This is a genomic window from Pantoea sp. DY-5, from assembly GCF_019795955.1.
Classification (GTDB): domain Bacteria; phylum Pseudomonadota; class Gammaproteobacteria; order Enterobacterales; family Enterobacteriaceae; genus Pantoea; species Pantoea leporis.
Genome location: NZ_JAIMIE010000002.1, coordinates 218,667 through 243,592 on the forward strand (window position 1 = coordinate 218,667; position 24,926 = coordinate 243,592).

25 protein-coding genes and 1 pseudogene are annotated in these 24,926 nt (G+C 56.5%); 16 read left to right on the plus strand and 10 right to left on the minus strand.

Translation table 11 applies throughout. The features are described from left to right. Positions 1 to 296 precede the first annotated feature (296 nt). From K5Y30_RS09110 to ruvX, 7 genes are all read left to right on the plus strand, one after another. Entirely contained in the window at positions 297 to 1,691 is a 1,395-nt protein-coding gene (locus K5Y30_RS09110; RefSeq protein WP_101761913.1) for a sugar porter family MFS transporter, read from the plus strand. Between the two features lie 82 nt (positions 1,692 to 1,773). Next, positions 1,774 to 2,286, plus strand: a complete 513-nt coding sequence (locus K5Y30_RS09115; RefSeq protein ID WP_222211109.1) for a SprT family zinc-dependent metalloprotease — start codon at positions 1,774 to 1,776, stop codon at positions 2,284 to 2,286. Positions 2,287 to 2,361: 75 nt separating this feature from the next. Further along, positions 2,362 to 3,069 carry a deoxyribonuclease I gene (gene endA, locus K5Y30_RS09120; protein ID WP_192236412.1) on the plus strand — a complete coding sequence of 236 codons (708 nt, stop codon included), beginning with the start codon at positions 2,362 to 2,364 and terminating at the stop codon, positions 3,067 to 3,069. 74 nt (positions 3,070 to 3,143) lie between these two features. Beyond that, positions 3,144 to 3,875, plus strand: coding sequence for a 16S rRNA (uracil(1498)-N(3))-methyltransferase (rsmE, locus tag K5Y30_RS09125; protein ID WP_222211110.1), 732 nt, complete (start codon positions 3,144 to 3,146; stop codon positions 3,873 to 3,875). Between the two features lie 77 nt (positions 3,876 to 3,952). Further along, a complete protein-coding gene (gene gshB / locus K5Y30_RS09130) occupies positions 3,953 to 4,897 on the plus strand; it encodes a glutathione synthase (protein WP_222185510.1) in 945 nt (314 codons plus the stop codon). A gap of 82 nt (positions 4,898 to 4,979) precedes the next feature. Continuing rightward, the gene (locus K5Y30_RS09135; protein WP_137386422.1) at positions 4,980 to 5,543 is read left to right on the plus strand and encodes a YqgE/AlgH family protein; all 564 of its coding nucleotides are present in this window, start codon (positions 4,980 to 4,982) and stop codon (positions 5,541 to 5,543) included. After that, on the plus strand, positions 5,543 to 5,959 hold the full coding sequence (gene ruvX, locus K5Y30_RS09140; RefSeq protein ID WP_222211111.1) for a Holliday junction resolvase RuvX: 417 nt from the start codon (positions 5,543 to 5,545) through the stop codon (positions 5,957 to 5,959). Before K5Y30_RS09135 ends, ruvX begins: the two co-directional genes overlap by 1 nt. Before the next feature lie 144 nt (positions 5,960 to 6,103). Here ruvX and K5Y30_RS09145 read toward each other — a convergent pair whose 3' ends face one another. Then, positions 6,104 to 7,096 (minus strand): type IV pilus twitching motility protein PilT, encoded by a 993-nt coding sequence (locus K5Y30_RS09145; RefSeq protein ID WP_222211112.1) that lies wholly within the window; start codon positions 7,094 to 7,096, stop codon positions 6,104 to 6,106. Positions 7,097 to 7,112: 16 nt separating this feature from the next. Here K5Y30_RS09145 and K5Y30_RS09150 point away from each other — a divergent pair, with 16 nt between their 5' ends. Genes K5Y30_RS09150 through hemW form a run of 4 tightly spaced genes read left to right on the plus strand, consistent with a single transcriptional unit; the run spans position 7,113 to position 10,136 of the window. Then, the gene (locus K5Y30_RS09150) at positions 7,113 to 7,820 is read left to right on the plus strand and encodes a YggS family pyridoxal phosphate-dependent enzyme (protein ID WP_222185508.1); all 708 of its coding nucleotides are present in this window, start codon (positions 7,113 to 7,115) and stop codon (positions 7,818 to 7,820) included. A gap of 12 nt (positions 7,821 to 7,832) precedes the next feature. Further along, on the plus strand, positions 7,833 to 8,387 hold the full coding sequence (locus tag K5Y30_RS09155) for a YggT family protein (RefSeq protein WP_008107240.1): 555 nt from the start codon (positions 7,833 to 7,835) through the stop codon (positions 8,385 to 8,387). Positions 8,388 to 8,407: 20 nt separating this feature from the next. Then, positions 8,408 to 9,001, plus strand: coding sequence for an XTP/dITP diphosphatase (locus K5Y30_RS09160; RefSeq protein WP_222211113.1), 594 nt, complete (start codon positions 8,408 to 8,410; stop codon positions 8,999 to 9,001). After that, positions 8,994 to 10,136, plus strand: coding sequence for a radical SAM family heme chaperone HemW (gene hemW, locus K5Y30_RS09165; protein WP_222211115.1), 1,143 nt, complete (start codon positions 8,994 to 8,996; stop codon positions 10,134 to 10,136). The genes K5Y30_RS09160 and hemW overlap by 8 nt, the downstream gene beginning before the upstream one ends. 29 nt (positions 10,137 to 10,165) lie before the next feature. On the opposite strand, the gene K5Y30_RS09170 is transcribed toward hemW, so the two are convergent. The 3 genes from K5Y30_RS09170 to trmB all read right to left on the minus strand — a co-directional run bounded on the left by K5Y30_RS09170 (position 10,166) and on the right by trmB (position 12,085). Next, on the minus strand, positions 10,166 to 10,882 hold the full coding sequence (locus K5Y30_RS09170; RefSeq protein WP_222185506.1) for a DUF2884 domain-containing protein: 717 nt from the start codon (positions 10,880 to 10,882) through the stop codon (positions 10,166 to 10,168). A gap of 157 nt (positions 10,883 to 11,039) precedes the next feature. Continuing rightward, positions 11,040 to 11,366, minus strand: coding sequence for a YggL family protein (locus K5Y30_RS09175; RefSeq protein WP_008107231.1), 327 nt, complete (start codon positions 11,364 to 11,366; stop codon positions 11,040 to 11,042). After that, positions 11,366 to 12,085 (minus strand): tRNA (guanosine(46)-N7)-methyltransferase TrmB, encoded by a 720-nt coding sequence (trmB, locus tag K5Y30_RS09180; protein ID WP_008107230.1) that lies wholly within the window; start codon positions 12,083 to 12,085, stop codon positions 11,366 to 11,368. Before trmB ends, K5Y30_RS09175 begins: the two co-directional genes overlap by 1 nt. 154 nt (positions 12,086 to 12,239) lie before the next feature. On the opposite strand from trmB, the gene mutY reads away from it, so the two are divergent. The 3 genes from mutY to mltC are packed head-to-tail and all read left to right on the plus strand — an operon-like array spanning position 12,240 to position 14,731. Beyond that, positions 12,240 to 13,325 (plus strand): A/G-specific adenine glycosylase, encoded by a 1,086-nt coding sequence (gene mutY / locus K5Y30_RS09185; RefSeq protein WP_222211117.1) that lies wholly within the window; start codon positions 12,240 to 12,242, stop codon positions 13,323 to 13,325. Beyond that, positions 13,325 to 13,597, plus strand: a complete 273-nt coding sequence (locus tag K5Y30_RS09190; RefSeq protein ID WP_007890330.1) for an oxidative damage protection protein — start codon at positions 13,325 to 13,327, stop codon at positions 13,595 to 13,597. The genes mutY and K5Y30_RS09190 overlap by 1 nt, the downstream gene beginning before the upstream one ends. A 54-nt stretch (positions 13,598 to 13,651) precedes the next feature. Next, entirely contained in the window at positions 13,652 to 14,731 is a 1,080-nt protein-coding gene (gene mltC, locus K5Y30_RS09195; RefSeq protein WP_176971521.1) for a membrane-bound lytic murein transglycosylase MltC, read from the plus strand. Between the two features lie 94 nt (positions 14,732 to 14,825). On the opposite strand, the gene K5Y30_RS09200 is transcribed toward mltC, so the two are convergent. Further along, positions 14,826 to 16,973, minus strand: a complete 2,148-nt coding sequence (locus tag K5Y30_RS09200; protein ID WP_222211119.1) for an ornithine decarboxylase — start codon at positions 16,971 to 16,973, stop codon at positions 14,826 to 14,828. A 208-nt stretch (positions 16,974 to 17,181) separates the two neighbouring features. Between K5Y30_RS09200 and K5Y30_RS09205 the strand changes: the two genes are divergently transcribed. Continuing rightward, the gene (locus K5Y30_RS09205) at positions 17,182 to 18,165 is read left to right on the plus strand and encodes an MDR family oxidoreductase (protein ID WP_110868031.1); all 984 of its coding nucleotides are present in this window, start codon (positions 17,182 to 17,184) and stop codon (positions 18,163 to 18,165) included. Positions 18,166 to 18,248: 83 nt separating this feature from the next. On the opposite strand, the gene K5Y30_RS09210 is transcribed toward K5Y30_RS09205, so the two are convergent. The 5 genes and pseudogenes from K5Y30_RS09210 to K5Y30_RS09230 all read right to left on the minus strand — a co-directional run. Next, positions 18,249 to 19,028 carry a heme ABC transporter ATP-binding protein gene (locus K5Y30_RS09210; protein WP_222211121.1) on the minus strand — a complete coding sequence of 260 codons (780 nt, stop codon included), beginning with the start codon at positions 19,026 to 19,028 and terminating at the stop codon, positions 18,249 to 18,251. Then, on the minus strand, positions 19,021 to 20,022 hold the full coding sequence (locus K5Y30_RS09215; protein ID WP_222211123.1) for an iron ABC transporter permease: 1,002 nt from the start codon (positions 20,020 to 20,022) through the stop codon (positions 19,021 to 19,023). The genes K5Y30_RS09210 and K5Y30_RS09215 overlap by 8 nt, the downstream gene beginning before the upstream one ends. A gap of 95 nt (positions 20,023 to 20,117) precedes the next feature. Beyond that, a complete protein-coding gene (locus K5Y30_RS09220; RefSeq protein ID WP_222185500.1) occupies positions 20,118 to 20,960 on the minus strand; it encodes a hemin ABC transporter substrate-binding protein in 843 nt (280 codons plus the stop codon). After that, on the minus strand, positions 20,957 to 21,979 hold the full coding sequence (locus K5Y30_RS09225; protein ID WP_222185499.1) for a hemin-degrading factor: 1,023 nt from the start codon (positions 21,977 to 21,979) through the stop codon (positions 20,957 to 20,959). Before K5Y30_RS09225 ends, K5Y30_RS09220 begins: the two co-directional genes overlap by 4 nt. 48 nt (positions 21,980 to 22,027) lie before the next feature. Beyond that, positions 22,028 to 24,250, minus strand: a pseudogene (locus K5Y30_RS09230) (TonB-dependent receptor domain-containing protein); the annotation flags it as partial. Positions 24,251 to 24,581: 331 nt separating this feature from the next. Between K5Y30_RS09230 and K5Y30_RS09235 the strand changes: the two are divergent. After that, complete coding sequence (locus K5Y30_RS09235) at positions 24,582 to 24,869, plus strand: SelT/SelW/SelH family protein (protein WP_101761890.1); 288 nt, start codon at positions 24,582 to 24,584, stop codon at positions 24,867 to 24,869. Positions 24,870 to 24,926 lie beyond the last annotated feature (57 nt).

Sequence of the window (24,926 nt, forward strand, 5' to 3'; positions counted from 1 at the left end):
AACGATTACATTTTGAAATCCTTTATCAATCGGCAATTTAGAGATTTTTCAGCGTAGTTATTACTCTGAAAATGCGTTATTTTCAGCGTCGTCTGATAGCCGGTATTTAGTGCGATGTCAGAAACTTAAAGGGTGCTATACCTTACTGGTTACGTAACTATTTCGGGCGGAAAATGCTGGATTGCAGGGTTTCAGCGTGTGTAACCGATTACACCAGTGTGATCTTACTCACTTTTTTCCGCCGACAGGTTTCATAACATTGATAACAACAACGATGGATAAACTTTGGAGGCTTCATGCCTGGTAATAATCATAAGAGCAGAACTTCAAATAAGGTCATGACCTTGTTTGTCTGCTTCTTAGCGGCGCTGGCCGGCTTGCTGTTTGGTCTGGATATCGGTGTTATCGCCGGTGCTTTGCCTTTCATCGCGAAAGACTTTAACGTCACTGCACACCAGCAAGAGTGGATTGTCAGCTCAATGATGTTTGGTGCGGCAGTCGGTGCGGTCGGTAGCGGCTGGATGTCATCGCGTCTGGGTCGTAAAAAGAGCCTGATGGCCGGTGCGATTCTGTTCGTTATCGGTTCGCTGTGGTCTGCGGGCGCAACCAGCCCGGAAATGCTGATCGCCGCGCGTGTGGTGCTTGGCCTGGCTGTGGGTGTTGCCTCTTACACCGCGCCGCTGTATCTCTCTGAAATCGCACCAGAAAAGATTCGCGGCAGCATGATTTCACTGTATCAGCTGATGATCACCATCGGTATTCTGGCGGCGTATCTCTCCGATACCGCGTTCAGCGACGCTGGCGCATGGCGCTGGATGCTGGGCATCATCACCATTCCAGCGGTGCTGCTGCTGATTGGCGTGTTCTTCCTGCCGAACAGCCCACGCTGGCTAGCGGCTAAAGGTGATTTCCGTAGTGCTGAGCGGGTGTTATCGCGTCTGCGTGATACCAGCGAACAAGCAAAACGCGAGCTGGATGAAATCCGTGAAAGCCTGAAGATTAAACAGTCAGGCTGGCAGCTGTTCCAGAGCAACAGCAACTTCCGCCGCGCGGTGTTCCTTGGCGTGCTGTTGCAGGTGATGCAGCAGTTCACCGGTATGAACGTCATCATGTACTACGCACCGAAAATCTTCGAAATCGCTGGCTTTGCCAATACCACGCAGCAAATGTGGGGCACGGTGATTGTCGGTCTGGTGAACGTGCTGGCAACCTTTATTGCTATCGGTCTGGTGGATCGCTGGGGCCGTAAACCTACGCTGCTGCTGGGCTTCCTGGTGATGGCGCTGGGTATGGGCATTCTCGGCACCATGCTGCACATCGGCATCCATTCTCAAGAAGCGCAATACTTCGCGGTAGCGATGCTGCTGATGTTCATCATTGGTTTTGCGATGTCTGCTGGTCCGCTGATTTGGGTACTGTGTTCCGAGATTCAGCCGCTGAAAGGCCGCGACTTCGGTATCACGGTTTCCACTGCGACCAACTGGATTGCCAACATGATCGTCGGTGCTACCTTCCTGACCATGCTGAACACGCTGGGCAACGCGCCAACCTTCTGGGTTTACGCCGGTCTGAACGTGTTCTTCATTCTGCTGACGCTGGCGCTGATTCCAGAGACCAAAAACGTCTCGCTGGAGCACATCGAGCGCAACCTGATGTCTGGCAAAAAACTGCGCGATATCGGTCAGAAGTAATCCCGATGAGCGAATGCAAGGGCTGCCAATTGGCAGCTCCTTTTATTTGAGATCGTTCCGGCAACCTTTTATGCTGCCCCACATGAAAACACCGCGCCTTCCCATCGCCTTACAACAAGCCGTTATGCGCTCGCTGCGCCACTATTTACAGCTGGCCAACGAGAAACTGGAACGCCGCTTTGATGAGCCCTCGCTGGTTTATCAGCAGCGCGGCACCGCTGCGGGCACCGCATGGCTGGATAAGTGGGAAATCCGCATCAATCCGGTGCTGCTGCTGGAGAATCAGCAGGCATTCGTTGATGAAGTGGTGCCGCACGAACTGGCGCATCTGCTGGTGTGGAAAACCTTTGGCCGCGTGCCGCCGCACGGCAAAGAGTGGAAATGGATGATGGAAAGCGTGCTCGGCGTGCCTGCGCGTCGCACCCACCAGTTTGAAATCGATTCGGTGCGCAGTAACACCTTCCCTTATCGCTGCCGCTGTCAGCAGCATCAGCTCACCGTGCGGCGCCATAACCGCGTGCTGCGCGGAGAAAGCGAATATCGCTGTGTGCACTGCAAATCGCTGCTGCAACCCGGTGAGTTTTTAGCAACCTAGCCTAATCTCATATCCCGTGCGTCCTCATTCTGTTACCCTGCCGCCCTTTTTCAGGACCAGGTTAATTTTTGGAATATGTCTCGCAAAACGCTGTTGTTACTTACTTTATTAGTTGCCCCGCTTAGCGCTTACAGCCTCAGTTTCACTCACTATCATCAAAACAATTTTAGTCAGGCCAAAGCGTATGCCGCGCAGATCAACGCTGATGCGCCCGCCGACTTTTACTGCGGCTGCAAAATCAGCTGGCACGGCAAAAAAGGCGTACCGGACCTAAGCAGCTGCGGCTACAGCGTGCGTAAGAACGCCAATCGTGCCGAACGCATTGAGTGGGAACATGTGATGCCCGCGTGGGAGTTCGGCCATCAGCGTCAGTGCTGGCAAAACGGCGGCCGTAAGAGCTGCAGCAAAGATGCCGATTACCGCCGCATCGAAAGCGATCTGCATAATCTGCAGCCAGCGATTGGTGAAGTGAACGGCGACCGCAATAATTTCCAGTACAGCCAATGGAACGGCGGCGAACAGCAGTACGGTCAATGCAGCATGAAGGTCGATTTCAAACAAAAGCTGGCCCAGCCGCCGGAGCGTGCGCGTGGCGCCATTGCCCGCACTTACTTCTATATGCGCGACCAATATCATCTGCGCCTGTCGCGCCAGCAAACCCAGCTGTTTACCGCGTGGGATAAGCAATATCCGGTGACGAGCTGGGAGTGCGAGCGCGACAATCGCATCGCCAAAGTGCAGGGAAATCATAATTCCTACGTACAGCAGGCTTGCCAGCGCTAAAAGCGCTACCCTACACTAGCTTTTTTTCGATTGCGCCGTGTTCGCTGACACGGCATAACGCTGGCAGGAACCGCATGCGTATACCTCGCATTTATCATCCCGAATCTCTCGAAGTTAACAGTGAAGTCTTCCTCGATGAAGATGCCGCTAACCATGTCGGACGCGTGCTGCGCATGACGGCCGGTCAGCAAATTGAGCTGTTTGATGGCAGTAATCTGACTTTTAGCGCCGAAATCACCCAGGCTGATAAAAAGCGTGTAAAAGTAAGGGTCCTTGCCAGTCAGGCTGATGACCGTGAATCCCCGCTGTATTTACACCTCGGTCAGGTGATGTCGCGCGGTGAAAAAATGGAATTCACTATCCAGAAATCGATCGAACTTGGCGTGAATGTGATTACGCCCTTGTTTTCTGAACGCTGCGGCGTAAAGCTGGATGCCGAGCGACTGGCGAAAAAAATTCAGCAATGGCAGAAAATCGCGATTGCCGCCTGTGAACAGTGCGGCCGTAATCGTGTGCCGGAAATTCGCGAGCCGATGACGTTGCAAGCCTGGTGCGCGGAAGCCGAAGACGGCTTGAAGCTCAATTTGCATCCGCGCGCCAGCCACAGCATCAACACGCTGCCGCAGCCGGTAGAGCGCCTGCGCTTACTGATTGGGCCGGAAGGTGGCTTAACCGCCGATGAAATTGCCATGACCGCGCAGCAGGGTTTTACCGATATTCTGCTTGGACCACGCGTGTTGCGCACCGAAACCACCGCACTCACCGCCATTACGGCACTTCAGGTGAGGTTTGGTGACCTCGGTTAAGCGATACTTTCGGGTTCGAACGTAACTTCACAGCACAACGCTTTCGGGGTAAATGCTTCCCCATTTAGGAGAGAATAATGATTAAGCTTGGCATCGTTATGGACCCGATTTCGTCCATCAATATTAAAAAAGACACCAGCTTCGCCATGTTGCTGGAAGCACAGCGCCGTGGTTACGAAATTCATTACATGGAGATGAGCGATCTCTCCCTGCGCGGCGGCGTGAGCTATGCGCGCACCCGTCTGCTGAGCGTTGAGCAGAACTACGACAACTGGTACACGTTTGGCAGCGAGCAGAATATCCCGCTGGCCGATCTTAACGTGGTGCTGATGCGTAAAGATCCGCCATTCGATACCGAATTTATCTACGCCACTTACCTGCTGGAACGCGCAGAAGAGCAAGGCACGCTGATCGTCAACAAACCGCAGAGCCTGCGCGACTGCAACGAGAAGCTGTATACCGCATGGTTCGCCGACCTGACGCCCGATACGCTGGTCACGCGTAATAAAGAACAGCTGCGCGCCTTCTGGCAGGAACATGGCGACGTGATCCTGAAGCCGCTGGACGGCATGGGCGGCGCATCCATCTTCCGCGTGAAGCAGGACGATCCCAACTTCGGTGTGATCACCGAAACCCTGACCAATCACGGCCAGAACTTCTGCATGGCGCAGAACTATCTGCCGGCGATCAAAGAAGGCGACAAACGCGTGTTGGTGGTGGATGGCGAACCCGTACCTTACTGCCTGGCGCGCATTCCGCAAGGCGGCGAAACGCGCGGTAATCTGGCAGCCGGTGGGCGTGGTGAAGCGCGTCCGCTGAGCGACAGCGACTGGGAAATTGCCCGTCGCGTTGGCCCAACGCTGAAAGCCAAAGGGCTGATTTTTGTCGGCCTGGATATTATCGGTGATAAACTGACTGAAGTTAACGTGACCAGCCCAACCTGCGTACGTGAAATCGAGGCCGCGTTCCCGATATCGATCACTGGCATGCTGATGGATGCCATTGAGAAACGCCTGGGCTGATGCCGTCGGAGTCTCCACTCCGTGAACACCCAAAACCGGCACTGCCGCGGCTGCGCCGGTTATTTTTGGTATACGAGTGATAATGAATTTACAGCATCATTTTCTAATTGCGATGCCGTCGCTGCAGGACCCACTGTTCAAACGCTCCGTAGTCTATATCTGCGAGCACAATGAAGATGGCGCCATGGGTTTGATCGTCAATAAGCCAATGGACAACCTGACGGTCGAAGGCATTCTTAAAAAGCTTAAAATTAGCGCATCCGAACGCGATCCTGCCATCAAACTGGACAAGCCGGTGTTTGCCGGCGGTCCGCTGGCGGAAGATCGTGGTTTCATCCTGCACTCGGCGCAGCGCATTTACTCCTCAAGCATTCGTATTTCAGACACCACGGTGATCACTACCTCGCGTGATGTGCTGGAAGCGATCGGCACCACTTCACAGCCCGATAACGTGCTGGTCGCGCTGGGTTATTGCGCTTGGGAGAAAGGTCAGCTGGAAGAGGAGTTGCTGGAGAATGCCTGGCTCACCTCGCCCGCTAACACCAATATTCTGTTCCAGACGCCCATCGCTGAACGCTGGCGTGAAGCGGCACGCGGATTGGGCGTCGATATTCACAACATTGCCACCGATGCAGGGCACGCCTGATGTCCAGTGAAACCTTACTGGGCTTCGATTTCGGCACCAAAAGCATCGGCGTTGCTGTCGGTCAGCAATTAACGGGCACCGCGCGCGCGTTGACGGCGCTAAAAGCGCAGGATGGCACGCCGGACTGGAAGTTGATTGAAAAGCTGCTGAAAGAGTGGCAGCCCAATTATGTGGTGGTGGGCTTGCCGCTGAATATGGATGGCACCGAACAGGAACTGACTGCGCGCGCACGTAAGTTCGCCAATCGCCTGCATGGTCGTTTTGGCGTACGCGTCGAGCTGCAGGACGAGCGCCTGAGCACCGTTGAAGCGCGTGCCGATCTGTTTGAACGCGGCGGCTTTCGCGCGTTGCAGAAAGGCCAGGTTGATTCACAATCCGCGGTGATTATCCTCGAAGATTGGTTTGATACGCATTAAAGCCATCCATATCTGGCACATAGCGTAGCGGCGCATTTATTGCGCATTGCCACGGATGAGCAGGACAGCGGCATAAACATGCGCGATGAATCGCGCCGCTACAATGGGTTGGTTTTCCGCCTCTGATGGCGTAACTGGATCTTTTCAAATCATCCCCGCCGCCTGACGCCCCTGCTCGCTCTGCGCGAAGGTTTGCATGCCCGCCTGCGCGCCGGTTTGCAACACGCCAGGCAACTGATGCATCTTGCCTTCGCGAATCAGGTTCGCCACCGCCGGCGTCGCCACCAACACTTCAAACAAGCCAATCCGCCCGCCCGCTTTTGCCGGCACTAAACGTTGCGCCAGCACCGCTTTCAGGCTGCCCGCTAATTGGGTGCGTACCAGGTTTTTCTCCTCGGCGGGAAACACATCCACCAGCCGATCAACCGCCTGGGTTGCACCGCGCGTATGGAGCGTGGCCAGCACCAGATGCCCGGTTTCTGCTGCAGTGAGCGCCAGGCGGATGGTTTCGCTGTCGCGCAGTTCGCCGAGCAGAATCACATCAGGATCTTCACGCAGCGCGGCTTTCAGCCCGTGTTGAAACGAGGCGCAGTGCGCACCCACTTCGCGCTGTTGAATCAGCGAGCGCTGGCTGCCATGCACAAACTCAATCGGATCTTCCAGCGTCAGAATGTGCCGCGCCTGTTGACGATTCAGACAATCCACCATCGCCGCCAGCGTGGTGGATTTGCCGCTGCCGGTGGCGCCGGTAATTAAAATCAGTCCCTCTTCCAGCTGTAATAGCTGGCTCACCACCTCGGGCAGATGCAGGCTGCTGAGATCGGGCGCCTGGCTGGCAATTAGCCGCAGCGCCAGCGATAAGCCGTGACGCTGCATAAACAGGTTGGCGCGCAGCCGTATGCCGATGGCAAGCGTAATAGCGAAGTCAACGTGGCCGTTCTCCTCCAGTTCGGCCTGCTGCGACGCCGTGAGCCACTGCTGCATAAAGGCTTCCAGCCAGCCGCCATCCAGCGCGCTCTGCTGCGGAATCGGCTCCAGCACGCCTTGTCGCCGCCAGTGCGGCAAATGTCCGCTGCAAAGGTGCAGATCGGCGGCGTTATGCTTTACACTAAGGGCCACTATTTCATCCAACTCCATTTAACTTCTCCTGACTATGACTTCCATTGAGCACAATTTACAGCAAGTGCGTGAGCGTATCGCCGCCGCCGCCGCACGTTGCGGCCGCGCGCCAGAAGAAATTACGCTGCTTGCAGTGAGCAAAACCAAACCTGCGAGCGCGGTCGCAGAAGCCATTGCCGCTGGACAACACGCGTTCGGTGAGAATTACGTGCAGGAAGGGGTTGAAAAAGTGGCTGAGCTGGCCGCACATCCTGATTTGCAATGGCACTTTATCGGCCCGCTGCAATCCAATAAAAGCCGTCTGGTGGCGGAAAACTTCGCCTGGTGCCACACCGTGGACCGCCAGCGCATCGCTCAGCGTCTGAACGATCAGCGCCCGGCGTCGTTACCGCCGCTTAACGTGTTAATTCAGGTAAATATCAGTGACGAGAACAGCAAATCTGGCATCATGCTGGAGGCGTTGCCGGAGCTGGCGCAGCAGATCGCCGCACTGCCACAGCTGCGCCTGCGTGGGCTGATGGCGATTCCGGCGCCAGAGTCAGAATACGCGCGGCAACTGGCGGTGTGTCAGCAGATGGCCGCCGCGTTTCAAGCCTTAAAACAGGACTATCCTGACGTCGATACGCTTTCTCTGGGAATGAGCGACGATATGGACGCGGCAATCGCCGCGGGCAGCACCATGGTGCGTATTGGCACCGCCGTTTTTGGCGCGCGGGATTATGCGCGACCTTCACAACAATAATTGAGGAACCTCATGTTAACACTGACGTTTTTAGTCAAAACGCTAATCGATTTGTACGTGATGGTGCTGCTGCTGCGCATCTGGATGCAGTGGTCGCGCTGTGACTTCTACAACCCGCTGGCGCAGTTTGTCGTGAAGATCACCCAACCGATTATCAAACCGCTGCGCCGCGTCATCCCGGCCATTGGCCCGATTGATACCGCCTCGCTGCTGCTGGCCTTTGTGCTGACCACGCTGAAATATCCGATCCTGCTGCTGATTCAGGTCGGCGTGTTCTCGGTTGATCCTACCAACCTGCTGGTCGGCCTGCTGTCGCTGGTGAAATCCGCCGGTTATCTGGTGTTCTGGGTGATCATCATTCGTTCGCTGATGAGCTGGATCAGCCAGGGTCGCGGCCCGGTGGATCAGGTCTTGATGCAGCTGACTGAACCGCTCATGTCGCCAATTCGCCGTATTCTGCCGGCGATGGGCGGTATCGATTTCTCTGCCATGATTGTGATTCTGGTGCTGTACGCGCTGAATTTCCTCGGCATGGACCTGTTCCCAGGTCTCTGGTATTTGCTGTAATTCGTCTATCTGGAACTGTTATGCAAAAAGTTGTTCTCGCGACCGGAAATCCCGGCAAAGTCCGCGAACTGGCCGATCTGTTAGCGGCCTTCGGACTTGATATCGTGGCGCAAACCGAACTCGGCGTTGAGTCGGCGGAAGAAACCGGCCTGACCTTCATCGAAAACGCCATCCTGAAAGCGCGTCATGCGGCTGAGATTACCGGTTTACCGGCGATTGCCGATGATTCCGGCCTGGCAGTCGATGCGCTGGGCGGCGCGCCGGGGATCTACTCCGCGCGTTATGCGGGCGTTGATGCCAGCGACCAGCAAAATCTGGATAAGCTGCTGGTAGCATTGGAAAAGGTGCCGGATGGCGAACGTCAGGCGCAGTTCCACTGCGTGCTGGTTTACCTGCGTCACGCTGCCGATCCTACACCGCTGGTGTTCCACGGTAGCTGGGCTGGGGAAATCACGCGCGCAGCAGCGGGCGCAGGCGGTTTCGGTTACGATCCCATCTTCTATGTGCCTGAATTAGGTAAAACGGCGGCAGAGCTGAGTAAAGACGAAAAGCGCGCCGTCTCTCACCGTGGTAAAGCATTGACGCTGCTGCTGGAAGCGATGCGCAATGCCTGAGTTACCTCCCTTAAGCCTGTACATCCACATTCCGTGGTGTGTGCAGAAGTGTCCGTACTGTGATTTCAACTCTCACGCGCTAAAAGGCGAGGTGCCGCACATTGAGTATGTGCAGCACCTGCTCAACGATCTCGAACAGGATTTGCCGCTGACCGGCGGGCGTGAAGTGCGCACTATTTTCATCGGCGGTGGTACGCCAAGCCTGCTGAGCAGCAATGCGATGCAGATGCTGATGGACGGCGTGCGTGCGCGGTTGCCGCTGGCGGCCGATGCAGAAATCACCATGGAAGCCAATCCGGGCACCGTGGAAGCCGATCGCTTTAGCGCCTACCAGAAAGCCGGTATTAACCGTATTTCGATTGGCGTGCAGAGTTTCAGTCCGCAGAAGCTGGAGCGCTTAGGCCGCATTCACGGGCCGGAAGAAGCCGTGCGCGCGGCACAGCTGGCGGAAGGATTAGGCCTGCGCAGCTTTAACCTCGATCTGATGCACGGCTTGCCGGATCAGTCGCTGGAAGAAGCGCTGGATGATTTGCGTCAGGCGATTGCGCTCAATCCGCCGCATCTGTCGTGGTATCAGCTGACGATTGAGCCGAATACCTTATTCGGTTCACACCCGCCAAAACTGCCGGATGACGATGCGCTGTGGGATATCTTTGAGCAAGGTCATCAACTGCTGAGCGCTGCGGGTTATCAGCAATATGAAACCTCGGCGTATGCCAAACCGGGTTATCGCTGCGAGCACAATCTCAACTATTGGCGCTTTGGTGATTACCTCGGCATTGGCTGTGGCGCACACGGCAAGCTGACGCAGGCCGATGGTCGCATCGTGCGTACGGTGAAAACCCGTCATCCGCGCGGCTTTATGAAAGGCAATTACCTCGATAAGCAGCACGACGTGGCCGAAAACGACAAACCATTCGAGTTCTTTATGAACCGTTTCCGTCTGCTGGAAGCCGCACCGCGCGCCGATTTCCGTCGCTATACCGGTCTGGATGAGCAAGTGATTCGCCCACAAATTGATGCGGCGATAAGTGCGGGATATGTGGTGGAGACCGCGGAGAATTGGCAGATTACCGAGAAAGGGAAGCTGTTCCTGAACTCGCTGCTGGAGCTGTTCTTAAGCGAAGATGAGTAAAAAAGGCCGGGAAACCGGCCTTTTTGTTTTTAACCTTTAACGCCCTGCATCAATCCTTTGCGCTGCTCTTCCAGCACGGTTACGCGGTTACATACTTCGTGGCCGAAGTTCTGGAAATCCTGCTCCTGCTTGTTCCATTCCGCTTGTACCGACTGCTGTAAGCCGCCAAGGTTGCCCATGATCGCCTGCAGTGGATTGCTGCCGCTTGCTGCCTGGCTGCTGCCCATTTCGTTGAGGCTATCCTGCATGATGCCGCCAAGCGTGCTCTGCACCAGCTTCTCGCCTTCCGCGCGCACCTGATCGATAGCCTGATGATGGAACGTCAAACCGTCTGGACGATGCTCGATAATGCGGTTCATTTGCTGCTTGAGCTGACCATCCAGCTTAGTGAGACGATTACGCACGTTGCTGTTTGCGCCGAGCTTTTCGACAATCACTTTGTCCAGCGCCACGCGGCTGCGTTCGAGACGCGAGGTTGCGCCGCTATCGATCCACGGCAAATCGCGACGCAGCGCGGTTTGGTAGTCGATGGCTTTCTGGCGCGCAGCGTTATCCACGCTGACCTTCTGGCCATTAAACTGCACGTCGCCCTGTGGAGTGATTTCGAGGTTGCCGTTAGTTCCCACCACCTGCACGCTCTGCGGTTTAATGATCACATCATCCTGTGGCTTGACGCTGCACTCGTATGCAGCCTGAGCCTGAGTTGCCGCCAGCAGCAGCGCGGCGATAAGTACCTTACGAACCATGAAATCTCCCTTTTTTACGCGCTGAAAGGTCGGGCGTTGAGCGTCGCAGCCATTTTTGTGGCGGCCAGCGCGCAGCATCCGGAGCGTACATAAGTACGTGAGGAATGCGAGCACTGCCCGGTGCAAAAAGGGCAAGTAAGCTAGCCCGATACGATCTTTAGTCCCACCAAACGTCGAAGAGTTCAGTCACCTGCACATCCGTCAGGTTATGAGCTTCCAGCCACTTACGCACCAGTTCGCGGTGCTCATCGGTGCATTTGCCGGTTTCCTGCAAGCACACCAGACCTTCCCACACCAGATAACCGCTGCCGTCATACGCCAGACCATTCGGCGCGATTACTTCATTAATGAACTGATCAACAGTGGCGTCGATTTGCTCCTCGGTGGTGCCTTCGGCGAAACGCCAGGCGACGGAGAAGCCTAATTCCTGAAACTCATCAATATGCAGTTTTTTACGCAAACGACGGCTACGCTGTACGGCCATTATTTCACCCTCTCAAACATCAGATCCCATACGCCATGGCCCAGTCGCTGCCCGCGCTGCTCAAACTTGGTTAACGGACGCGTTTCTGGACGCGGCACGTAATTGTTACTTTCCGACTGATTTTTATATCCGTCGATGCTGCTCATCACTTCTAACATGTGTTCGGCGTAGGCTTCCCAATCGGTGGCCATATGGAACACGCCGCCCAGCTTCAATTTGCGCATCACCAGCTCAGCAAACGGCACCTGTACGATGCGACGTTTGTTATGGCGCGCTTTGTGCCACGGATCCGGGAAGAACAGCTGCACCATGCGCAGCGAGTTATCTGGAATCATCTTCTGCAGCACTTCTACTGCGTCGTGACACATCACGCGCAGGTTCTCCACGCCCGCTTCCTTCGCCGACGCCAGGCAAGCCCCCACGCCCGGCGCATGCACTTCCAGGCCGAGGAAATTCTGATGTGGATTATTCTGCGCCATGGTCACCAGCGAGGCGCCCATGCCGAAACCGATCTCCAGCACTACCGGCGCGTCACGGCCAAACAGCGTCACCAGATCCAGCGGCTCCTGCTGGAACTCCACGCCCATCTCCGGCCATAAATTATCGAGCGCGAGCTGCTGTCCTTTCGTTAAGCGCCCCTGACGGCGCACAAAACTGCGGATACGGCGTAATGGCCGCCCGTTCTCATCAAATTCTGGGGTGATGACGTCATTAATCATGTTGAAGCCTGCTGGTTAGCCTGTTCTGGGAAACGGGCATTATGCAAAGTTAGGAAGCAGAAGCAAGCCTTTGCAATGTTCCGGTTTACACCCTGAGGTCTCTGTGCTGGAATTCCTGCCTGATTGTAGAGTAAACACGGAAAATTTCCTTCTTATGATGCAAGCGCCGACGTTCGCGCAACAAGTGCTGGATTGGTATCAGCGCTTTGGTCGCAAAACCCTGCCGTGGCAGCAGGAGAAAACGCCGTACAAGGTATGGCTCTCTGAAGTGATGCTGCAGCAAACCCAGGTTGCTACCGTCATTCCCTATTTTGAACGCTTTATGGCGCGCTTCCCGACGGTGGCCCATCTGGCGGCTGCACCGCTGGATGAAGTGCTGCATCTGTGGACCGGACTCGGCTATTACGCGCGTGCGCGCAATTTGCACAAAGCCGCGAAACAGGTGGTGGAGATACACGGCGGCGAGTTCCCGCGTAACTTCGACGATGTCGCGGCGCTGCCGGGCATTGGCCGTTCTACCGCAGGCGCGGTGTTATCGCTGTCGCTCGGGCTGCACTTCCCGATTCTGGATGGCAACGTAAAACGCGTGCTGGCGCGCTGCTACGCGGTGGGCGGTTGGCCGGGTAAAAAGGACGTCGAAAAACGGCTGTGGCAGATCAGCGAAGAAGTGACGCCAGCGGCAGGCGTCAGCCAGTTCAATCAGGCGATGATGGACCTTGGCGCGTTAGTATGTACTCGCTCACGCCCGAAATGCGAAATCTGCCCGCTCAACGGCGGATGCGTCGCTTATGCCAACAGTAGCTGGGCTGAATATCCCGGCAAGAAACCCAAGCAGACCTTGCCAGAACGTAGCGGCTGGATGCTGATGATGCAGGATGGCGATGACGTGTGGTTAGAGCAGCGCCCGCCGGTTGGCCTGTGGGGCGGACTGTTCTGCTTCCCGCAGTTTACAAGTGAGCAAGCGCTAACTGACTGGCTAACTGAGCGCGGCATTCATGTTAAACCGCAGCAGCTCACCGCATTCCGCCACACCTTCAGCCATTTCCACTTAGACATTGTGCCTATGTGGCTCGCAAAGCCTTCCGCTGGGTCGCTGATGGATGAAGCGGGCGGTCTCTGGTATAACTTAGCGCAACCACCGTCAGTGGGTTTGGCGGCGCCGGTTGAGCGCTTGCTGCATGAATTGCGCCATCCCCAGCAGCTTACGCGTCGAGCAGACGTGACCGAAGAGGAAGAGTAATGAGCCGCACCATTTTTTGTACTTATCTGCAACGCGACGCTGAAGGTCAGGACTTTCAGCTCTATCCTGGCGAATTGGGTAAGCGCATCTTTAATGAGATCTCCAAAGAGGCCTGGCAGCAGTGGATGTCCAAGCAAACCATGCTGATCAATGAGAAGAAATTGAGCATGATGAACCCGGAAGATCGCAAAGTGCTGGAGAAGGAGATGATCAATTTCCTGTTCGAAGGCAAAGATGTGCACATTGAAGGTTACACCCCGCCAGAAAAATAACCGTTCAGGGCTTCCCTTTGAGGCCCTCTTTTTCGATTCAGGCACGCATTAACAATGAATAAAAAACTGATAGCGCTATTGGTGATTGCACCACTTTTGGTCTCCTGCTCCGGACAAAAAAAATCGCAGTTTCATGAAGAGTGGGTCAAGGACACCAACGGTTTCGATATTTTGATGGGTCAGTTTGCCCACAATATTGAAAACATTTGGGGAATCAATGAAGTTCTGATCGCCGGACCGAAAGATTACGTCAAATATAGCGACGGCTATTACACCCGCAGTCACATCAACTTTGACAGCGGTAGCATCACCATTGAGACCATTTCCGGCACCGATCCGATGGCCAGCCTGCGTCAGGCGATCATCACCACGCTGTTAATTGGCGAAGATCCGGGCAATGTCGATCTCTACTCCGATGCCAACGATATTCAAATCAGTAAAGAGCCGCTGCTGTACGGCCAGGTGCTGGATAATACCGGCCAGCCGATTCGCTGGCAGGGCCGCGCCGGCAGCTTTGCTGATTATCTGATTCAAAACAAACTGCAGAAACGCACCTCCGGATTGCACGTCATCTGGTCGGTTACCATTCCGATGGTGCCAAACCACCTCGACAAACGTGCGCACAAATATCTGCCGATGGTGCGTAAAGCCGCTGAACAATATGGCGTGGATGCGTCATTGATTCTGGCGATTATGCAGATTGAATCGAGCTTTAACCCATATGCGGTGAGCCACGCTGATGCGCTGGGGTTAATGCAGGTGGTGCAGCATACCGCCGGTGTTGATGTGTTCCGTATGAAGGGCAAAGGTGGCAAACCGAGCCGCAGCTATCTGCTTGATCCTGAGAATAATATTGATGCGGGCACCGCGTATTTGTCGCTGCTACAGAGAAGTTATTTAGGTGGGATTCAGGATCCGACTTCACGACGTTATGCGGTAATTACCGCCTACAACGGCGGTGCGGGCAGCGTGCTGCGCGTGTTCTCCAGCGATAAGGATCGCGCGTTCTCGTCGATTAACGGTATGTCGCCAGCGGAAGTTTATCAGACGCTGACCACCAACCATCCATCGGCAGAATCACGGCGTTATCTGTATAAAGTGAGTCAGGCGCAGCGGAGTTATCGTCGGTTTTAAGATAAGGTATTGATTTAAAAAGGTGGGCATTTATGCCCACCTTACGTGTAGGGTCGCCATTCATGGCGACCTTTTTTTAATGACGAATCAAATCTCACACCATCATATTCGCCACCAGATGCTTACGCCCGCTCTCATCTTCCTCGGTGTAAACCCCTTGCAGCTCTGGCGAGAAGCCCGGCAATAAATTAATGCCCTCTTCCAGCGCGAGGAAATAGCGCTGCACCGCGCCGCCCCACACTTCGCCTGGCACCACGCACAACACGCCCGGCGGATATGGCAACGCGCCTTCGGCCGCTATGCGCCCTTCAGCATCGGCAATCTTCACCAGCTCCACTTCGCCACGAATATAGGCCTGATGCGCATCCTGCGGATTCACTTGCACCGGTGGGAAACAGGCTGAGCGGAACATCGCTTTCTGCAGATCCTTAACGTCAAAACTTACGTAGAGGTCGTGCATCTCCTGACACAAGCGGCGCAGCGTGTAGCCTTTGTAGCGCTCAATATTCTTGCGATACACGCTCGGCAGCACTTCCGCCAGCAGTGCATCCTCGCGCACGTGCTGCTCAAACTGCACCAGCATCGCCACCAGATGCGCCATCTTCTCTGGCGTTTCCGCTGGCGTCAGCAGGAACAGAATCGAGTTGAGGTCGCACTTCTCCGGCACGATGCCATTCTCGCGCAGATAGTTGGCCAAAATGGTGGCTGGAATACCGAAGCTGGTGTACTCACCGCTGGCAGCATCGATGCCGGTGGTGGTGAGCAGCAGCTTGCAGGGATCAACCAGATACTGTTGCTGCGCGTAGCCTTCAAAACCGTGCCACTTCGCGCCCGGTTCAAGGCTGAAGTATGCCGGATCGGCGGCGATGGCTTCCGTTTCCGCCGCTTGCCACAGCTTGCCGTGCACTTTCTCCGGCAGGAACGGCTGGATCAACTCGCAACGTTCCAGAATCGCTTTACGCGCATCAATGCCGATGGTGACGCACTCGTGCCACATGCTGCGCCCCGCCTCGCCTTTGTGCATGCGGGCGTTGATATCCAGTGCAGCAAACAACGGATAGAACGGGCTGGTTGAGGCGTGCAGCATAAACGCATTGTTGAGGCGCTTGTGCGGACAGAAACGCTGCTGCCCACGGATGTGATTGTCTTTCTTATGGATTTGCGACGTCTGTGAGAAACCGGCCAGCTGCTTGTGTACCGACTGCGTGACAAAAATGCCCGGATCGTTCTCGTTCAACTCCAGCGTCAGCGGCGAACAGCCGGCCATCAGCGGAATAAACTGCTCGTAGCCAACCCACGCCGAATCAAACAGGATGTAATCGCACAGATGTCCGATGCGATCGACCACCTGACGCGCGTTGTACACCGTGCCGTCGTAAGTGCCGAGCTGAATAATCGCCAGGCGGAATGGACGTTGATCGTTGGCACGATCGGGCGCCACTTTGGCAATTTGATCACGCAGATAAGCATCGTCAAAACAGTGCGCATCAATGCCGCCGATAAAGCCAAACGGATTACGCGCCGCTTCCAGATACACCGGCGTGGCGCCCGCCTGAATCAGTGCGCCGTGATGGTTGGATTTGTGGTTGTTGCGGTCAAACAGCACCAGATCGCCGCGCGTCAGCAGCGCGTTGGTGACCACTTTATTGGCGCTGGAGGTGCCGTTAAGCACGAAGTAGGTTTTGTCGGCGTTAAACACTTTCGCCGCGAACTTCTGTGCATCTTTGGCTGAGCCTTCGTGGATCAGCAGATCGCCGAGCTTGACGTCGGCGTTGCACATATCCGAACGGAAGACGTTCTCGCCGTAGAACTCATAGAACTGACGTCCCGCCGGATGTTTGCGGAAGAAGGCACCACCCTGATGTCCCGGGCAGGCAAACGTGCTGTTCTGCATATCGACGTAGCGCGTGAGCGTGTCGAAAAATGGCGGCAGCAACTCGGCTTCATACGCCTGCGCGGCGTCCTCAAGCGCGTCCCACTCTTCTGGCGCGCCGTTGATTTCGCCGGTGACGCCCGGCAGCTTCAGCACTTCTTCATCGAACGCATTGGCGACAAACACCGGCAGATTAAAGCCGACCTTGCGCAATAGCGTCAGCACGCCACTGCGCGTGTCCGACAAGGTGATCACGACCGCAGCGACATCGGTAAAGTCGGTATTGTCCAGCGTCACCACGTCGCGCGCAGTGTTGAGACTAAGGGTTGGCGCTACAGCAACGCTGGCAGCAATTTTCAATGGGTTCATAACACAAATCCCTGAGAGAGGATGAGTGGGTGCCGATGGCACAGCAATGAGGAGGTTTCCTCGGCGAAGTCAATCTGGGAGTTGAACACTAACTGGGGCGCAATCATGTCATCTTTTTTTTGCCGGAACAACCCGCGGCGGGTAGGGGTTGGGTAAGGGCAAAAAAGGAGTACTATTACCCCACTTTCCTCAACCAGCCGGAGGCTGCATGTTCAAGGCATTGGTCATTGAAAATGATGAACAGGGATATCGCACATCCCTGAAAGATCTGTCAGAAAAACAACTGCCCGATCAGGATGTCACCCTCGAAGTAAGCTACTCCACGCTCAACTACAAAGACGCGCTCGCCATCTGCAACAAAGGCCCGATTGTGCGGCAATTCCCGATGGTGCCGGGCATCGACTTTGTTGGTCGGGTGATCAGCAGCCGCCATGCTGAATGGCAGCAGGACGATGTGGCGCTACTCACCGGCTGGGGCGTAGGCGAAAAGCATTGGGGCGGACTGGCGCAGAAAGCCAGCGTCTCGGGCGACTGGCTGGTGAAAGTGCCGGCTGCACTTAGCCCGCTACAAACCATGGCAATTGGCACCGCGGGCTTCACCGCCATGTTGTGCGTGCTGGCGCTGGAAAAACAGGGCATCACGCCACAGCACGGCCCGGTTTTAGTCACCGGCGCGAGCGGCGGCGTTGGCAGCTTCAGCGTCAGCTTGCTGGCACGTCTCGGCTATGAGGTGATTGCTTCCAGCGGTCGCGCCAGCGATAGCGATTACCTGATCAACACGCTGGGCGCGACGTCGATTATCGATCGCGCAGAGCTGAGCGAGCCGGGCAAACCGCTGGCGAAAGAGCGCTGGGCGGCGGCGATTGATAGCGTCGGCAGCCACACGCTGGCCAATGTGTTAGCGGGCATCAAGCGCGATGGCGTGGTAGCGGCGTGCGGCATGGCGCAAGGTTTGGATCTGCCGACCAGCGTCGCGCCGTTCATCCTGCGCGGTGTGGTGCTGGCGGGCGTGGATAGCGTGATGTGCGCAAAACCGCTGCGTCAGCAGGCGTGGCAGCGCCTGGCGGAACTGGTGGATGGCGACCTGCTACAGCAGTTAACCAAGGTGATTCCGCTGAGCGAAGCGCGTGAAGGTGCTGAGCAGCTGCTGGCGGGTAAAGTACGCGGCAGATTGATCGTCGATTGCCGCTGATGTTTTCGTAGGGTCGCCATTCATGGCGACCTTATACACATCAATCACGGCCAGGTGGGCATAAATGCCCACCCTACGAAACATTATGCACGTAATTGAATCTGCGGCCTGCCCTTCTCATCCTGCACCACCACATCCAACTCCGCCTGATACCAGCGCGTCAGCGTGTGTTCGGTCATCACCTCATTGGGTGCGCCTTCCGCCACCAGCTTGCCCTGATGCAGCAACAGCACGCGATCCGACCACAGCGACGCGAGATTAAGATCGTGCAGCACGGTGCAGACGCTGAAGTGTCCGTTGCGCGTCAGGCGATGCAGCAAACGCAAACTGTGCTGCTGCCAGAACAGATCCAGCGCGGAAGTGGGTTCGTCGAGAAACAGCCAGCCGCGCGGGCCATCATCGTGCCACAGCTGAGCCAGCACGCGCGCCAGCTGCACGCGCTGCTGTTCACCACCGGAAAGCGATCGGTAATCACGCTTTGCCAGCTCAAGGCTGCCGGTAATCTGCATCACCTCGTCGACAACCGCTTTGGATTGACTGCGCGGCCAGGGCGCGCGGCCCATCGCCACCACATCGGCGGCGGGCAGCGGAAAACTGACGCTATTTTGCTGACGCATCACCGCGCGGCGCTGCGCCAGCGGTTCGCGCGGCCAACTGTTTAGCGGTCGATCGCCGAGCCAGCACTCGCCCGCTTGCGGCGTGAGAAAGCCGGTCAGCAAGCGCAGCAGCGTGGATTTCCCCGCGCCGTTGGGGCCGATCAGCGCGATCATTTCACCAGGCTGCAAAGTCAGGGAAACGTCGTCGATCAACGCGCGTGAGCCGTGGCTAAATCGCAGCCCGCGCGCCTGCATGCAGTCATTCATTCATCCCCCTTTGCTCACGCAGAATCAGCCAGAGAAACCACGGGCCGCCCAGCAGGCTGGTTAACAGGCCCACCGGCATTTCCGCCGGCACCACCACGGTGCGCGCCAGCGTATCGGCCAGCAGCAGCAAAATCGCGCCCGCCAGCGCCGAACCGGGCAGCATCCAGCGATGATCGCTGCCGAGACAGAAACGCATCAGGTGCGGCACCACTAAACCGACAAAGCCGATAATGCCACTCACCGCCACGGCGGTGCCTACCAGCAACGCGCTCAACACCAGCAGCTGACGCTGCGTGCGCTTAACGTCGATGCCCATGTAATGTGCATCCTCTTCGCCGAGTTGCAGCAAATTGAGACGACGCGCGCGCAGCTGAATCGCTATCAGCGCCGGCAGAATCAGCACCGCGCACACCGCCAGGCTCGGCCACTGCGCCGCGCTCAAACTGCCCATGCCCCACAACGCCAACTGACGCAACTGCTGATCGTTACTCAGCCACGACAGCACGCCGACCGCCGCGCCGCATAAGGCATTGATGGCGATACCAACCAGCAGCAAGCGCGACAAATTGCCCAGCGCCAGACGGCTAAAGCTGAAGATCAGCAGCGTCACCACCAAACTACCCATAAAGGCGGCGAGTGTTGGCAGCCACAGCGCCAGCAGCGGCGGCAAGCCGAGCGGGATAACGATCGATATCGCCACCGCTAAACCCGCTCCGCTGCTAATGCCGAGCAAACCGGGATCGGCCAGCGGATTGCGAAACAATCCCTGCATCACCGCGCCGGACACCGCCAGCGCCATGCCGAGCAGCACCGCCAGCAGCACGCGCGGCAGACGGATGTTGATCCAGATTTGCCACGCCATATCGCTGAGCGGCGCACGCAACAAAGTGCGCATTGAAAGCGGCATCGCGCCGAAGTTGGCCGCCATCAGCATTAATATCAGCGTGCTGATGGCCATCAAACCGAGCCAGCGCATTACGGATGTATTCGCCATATTTTTCCCCTAAATAATTCAAGGTGCAGGAAGGCAGCAAGTGTTCGAATCCCCAGGAGCTTACACAAGTAAGTGACTGGGGTAAGAACACGCAGCTAACGCGCCTGCGGCTTGAAGTATGACGGGGAAGCCGCTTCGGCTGCGTGGCGCAGTTTGATAATCGCGCCCGGCGTATCAAGGCCAAAGCTCAGCAGCGCCATCTCATCCACCACCAGCAACGCGCGATGCTGACCGGCTGGCGTCAGTGCCAAACCGGGCAGCGACCACACTTTCTCTTCGCCGCCCAGCGTACGCAGGCCATCTTCACCCACCACGATCAAATCCGGTGCCGCCGCAACCACGCCTTCCTGCGACAGCTGCTGATAGTGCGGCACCGCTGCCATCGCGTTGATCAGACCCGCGCTGCGAATCGCGCCGTCCGCGCCAGTTTGTGCGCCCGCCGCCTGAGTGCGCATGCCGCCGTGCGCCATGATAAACAGCACTTTGATCGGCAACGGTTTTTGTGGGATCTGAGCGCGCTGCTTGTTGACCTTCTCGATCAGCGCGTTGGCTTCCTCTTCACGATGCAGCGCATTACCGATGGTGGCGATTTTTTCCGCGATGGCGTCGAGGCTGTTTTTGCCGGTGACATCCACCACTTTTACGCCAGCTTGCGCCACTTGCTGCAGCACCAGCGACGGTTTTGCCAGCTCGCTGCTCAGCACCAGCGTCGGTTTCAGCGCCAGAATCCCTTCGGCATTCAACTGCCGCATATAACCAACATTCGGCAGCTTGTTGGCCTGCGCCGGATGCTGGCTGGTGCTGTCACGCGCTACCAGATCCTGCTGCGCATCCAATGCATAGATGATTTGCGTGACGTCACCGCCAATCGAGATCACCCGCTCGGCCGCAACAGCGGGCAGCGCCAGCGCAGTTAGCAGCAACAGAAGTTTTCTCATGCTAACGCCTCCAGCGACATCACCTGCTCGCGCCAGCGCGCCTGCTCCGGCGTGCCTTCGCTGCGCTGACCGTACAACTGCGCGATCTGCGTGCCGTCGGCGGCAAACAGTTCCAGGCTGGTGACAAAGCCGTCGCCGCTCGGTTTGCGCGTCACCCAGCTTTCGCTGATGTGATCCGCCATCAAATGCAGCGTGAAGGTGGGATTGAAGATGTTGATCCAGCTATCCATCGGCATCAGTTTCTGCACTGCGCCGGTGAAGATCTGCGTGCAGCCACGGTTGCCGATAAAAATCATAATTTCGTTGCCATCCTGCTGCGCCAGATCCAGCAGCTGCGCCAGCGAGTCATTGCTCACCTTACGCGCCAGATCGTCCGCCACCGCGCGGAACGCCTGCGGGCGCGAGATGTTGTGGCGCTTCAGCAGACCAAAGAACTGATGCACATCGGTGATGGCGCGCCATTCGGCTTCCACTTTGCTGGCATCAACCGCACTGCTGTATTGCGGCGCGCTGGCGGGCTGCGGATCTAACACCGCTGCGTTCTCCAGCACAAACGCCGCAATCAGCGCATCCCACGCGGCGAAATCGGTGTTGTCGGTGGTGTAGATTTTCAGCACCGCATCAGCGTGGCGATCAAAAATCTGGATGCTTTGACGTTCACCGTGGGCGCTCTGCTCACGCAGGAAGAACGCGCTGTGCCACTGATGCGGGAACAGACGCTGATCGAGCGCGCGCGGGTTGAGAATCAGTCCGGCGTGTTCGCCGAGGTGCAGGTTTTCATATTTGCCCACCTGCTCGTGAACCGCATATGCATTGCGGGTGATGCTTTTGGTTTCACCTACTGCCGCCAGTGCTGCCAGCAGCGCAGGGAAATCAGCTTTTAACGCCTTTGCATCCTGGCCGACACGCGCTTCACACAGCTGCGCTTCGCCAATGCCCATCAGCGCGGCGAGATCGCGCGCGTACTTTTTCGGATGCTCGCCTTTCAGCGCCAGATAGTGATCGTAACGTGAGTTCATTGCCTTGCTCCATGAAAATGCCCTGCGCTGCCGCAGGGCGAAAAGGGATTAGAAATCGACGTTCACACCCAACTGGAAGGTGCGGCCTGGCATCACCGCCAGGTTGATGTCGTTGCGTTCCTGGGCGTTGCTGCTGGTCAGCGTGCGGCTGCTGGTGTAATCCCAGTATTTGCGATCGGTAATGTTGTAGATACCGCCGCTCAGCTTGACGTTTTTCGTCGCCTGCCAGTAAGCCGTTGCATCCACCATGCCGTAACCTGGCACGCGCATATATTCCGTGGTGGAATCGGTGATCGCCGTGCCGGTGTTGGTGTAGCTTTCGCGGTTGGTCGCCGTAGCCTGCTTGCCTTTCACGAAGGTGGCGGTCAGCGCGGCGCCGTAGCCGCGCGTTTTGTCATCCCACGCCAGGCCAACAATCGCTTTCAGTGGCGCGACGCTATCGAGATCGATGTACTTGTCACCGGCGTAGCTGGACTTGGATTTACCTTCGTTATAGCCCAGCGCAAAGGTGCTGCTCAGGCCATCGACCTGCGGGAACCAGGTGCCGTAATTCACTTTGGTGGATATCTCAGCACCATAAATGTAGGCCTTATCGCGGTTTTCAGCCTGATAGCTGGTGTAGATGTTGCTCGGGACGTTGACGAACATCTCCGGATTGGTGGCGCGGCGATAGCGGGTGTAGGCGATGAAGTTTTTGTACTGGTTATAGAACACCGAGGTGTTGACCGTTACGCCTTCTGTCGCCTGGCCTTTCAGGCCCCACTCGAAGTTGTTGCTGGTTTCGGTTTTCAGATCGGTGTTACCAATCAGCGCATACTGCGCGCTCCCCGCATAGCTGGAACCCAGGTTCCATGAGCCATACAGCTGGCTGGTGGTGGGGAACTGCACGCCGCGTTTGTATTGCAGATAGGTGGTCAGCGCTGGCGTTAAATCGTACTGGAAGGTCAGCGATGGCAACACCTGCGTATCGGAATTGGTTTTGCCGTACAGCGCATCAACCTGCTCTTCGGTCAGCACCGTGCTGCCGGTGGTGAGATCGCCGAGATTTTTCGGCTTGGTGCTTTGATACATTACGCGCACGCCGGGAATGACCGCGAAGTTGTGGCTATCAAGATCGAAATTGATCTTATCTTGCAGGTATCCTGCCACCGCGAAAGTGCGGCTGTCAGACTGCGGTTGGGTGATGGCGCTAAAGGCGCTCGGCGCTGGTTCCTGGCGGAACGGACGCTCGCTGTTGTCCAGGCGCGCATTGACACCGGCACTCAGCTCGTGGCGGCCCAGCGTTTTGGTGCCGCGCGTGTCGAAGCCATAGCTATCGACGTTGAAATCGGAATAGACAAAGCCGTACTGGCTGGCGCTGGTCGGCAGATAGGTATTGTCGTGCGCCTGAGTTTGCTGCCAGTAAAGGCGCGTGGTCAGCGTATCGATAAAGTCGTTGTACGGCGTCCACTCATCCGCCAGATTGATGCCCCAGCGGCGCGTATCGCTCTGCTGCTGCGCGGTGCCCCAAACGGTGTTGCCGCTGGTGTCCCAGGTATCGTAATGGCTGTGGTTGGTTTTGTGATAGTAATCAAAAGTGGCGCTCAGCTTATGCTGATCGTTCGGCTGCCAAATACCGGACGTCATAAAGGCGTCAGAGTGCCAGTTGGCCGGATAGGCCTGTTTCACATCGCTGTTGTTGCGGGTTTCCTGGCCGTCGCGACGGCTGTAAACAAACAGGCCGCGCAGCCCATCATCGCCAGCGGCGGCGGTGATGCCGTTATGCCAGCTACGATTCGATGAGTCGTAATCGCTCTGGTAACCGAAATAACTATTTTTGTCGCTGCTAAGGTAATCGTCAGCGGTTTTGTTGTGGAACGAGACGTTACCACCAATCGAGGTATTCGGCTGATCCACCGCCGTGGCACCCTTCTCAATATCAACGCTGCCGAACAGGTAGGGATCGATGTAATCGCGGCCAATACCAAAGGTGTTGTTGCCGGTGCGGCTAACGTAAGGGCGGCCGGTGGCATCCGGAATCGGAATGCCGTCGATATCCATGCCGACGCGATTACTCTCCAGACCACGAATGTTGTAACCGGTGTAACCCGCGCGGTCGAAACCGCTTTTGCCGGCAGAGGATCCGCCGCTGGATCCGGTGGCGCTGATCAGCGGCTCATAACGCATGATCGAACCGAAATCGTTCGCACCGCGTTTTTGCAGCTCTTGTGCTGTGATGGTGGTTTTATTGCCGGCCTGCTGTTTTGGCGCGGTGACGGTGAGAACCGGTTCATTGCTGGTGCTATCGCTGGCGGCAAAGCTGCAAGCGGCATGAATAGCTGAAGATAAGATGGCAACTTTGAAAAGACGTTGCTGGGCTTTTCCCTGAAAGAGTGAAGACATGCGCGAAATACCTGGTTAATTGTTAGTATTCGCTCACTTGCTTGCTGCCGGAAAGTACGGACCTTGGTTAAAAGACCGTAAAAATTATGGACTTATTTTTTGTAATAAATGATGTCGAAAGGAATGTAATGCAAGTGGTAATCATTATCAACTAGCAGTAAGCTAAGATGTATCTTGGACCGCACATTTTGTTAACTTCATTATCTAAATGAGACACGTTATGTCACAGAAACCAGCGATTACCATTCATTACTGCACACAATGTAACTGGCTGCTGCGTTCCGCCTGGATGGCGCAGGAGTTGCTGCATACCTTTGCCGAGGATTTAAGCGCGGTAACGCTACAGCCGGGAACCGGCGGCGTGTTTGAGATTACCATTGATGGTCAGGTGATTTGGGAGCGTAAGCAGGAAGGCGGATTCCCGGATGCGGCAGCGCTGAAGCAGCGCGTGCGCGACCTCTGCTGGCCGGATCGCGCGTTGGGGCATGTGGATAAGAAGAAGAGTTGATTTGGGTTGGTGCGGTTTTCTGGACGGTCGCCATGAATGGCGACCCTACGTTCGACC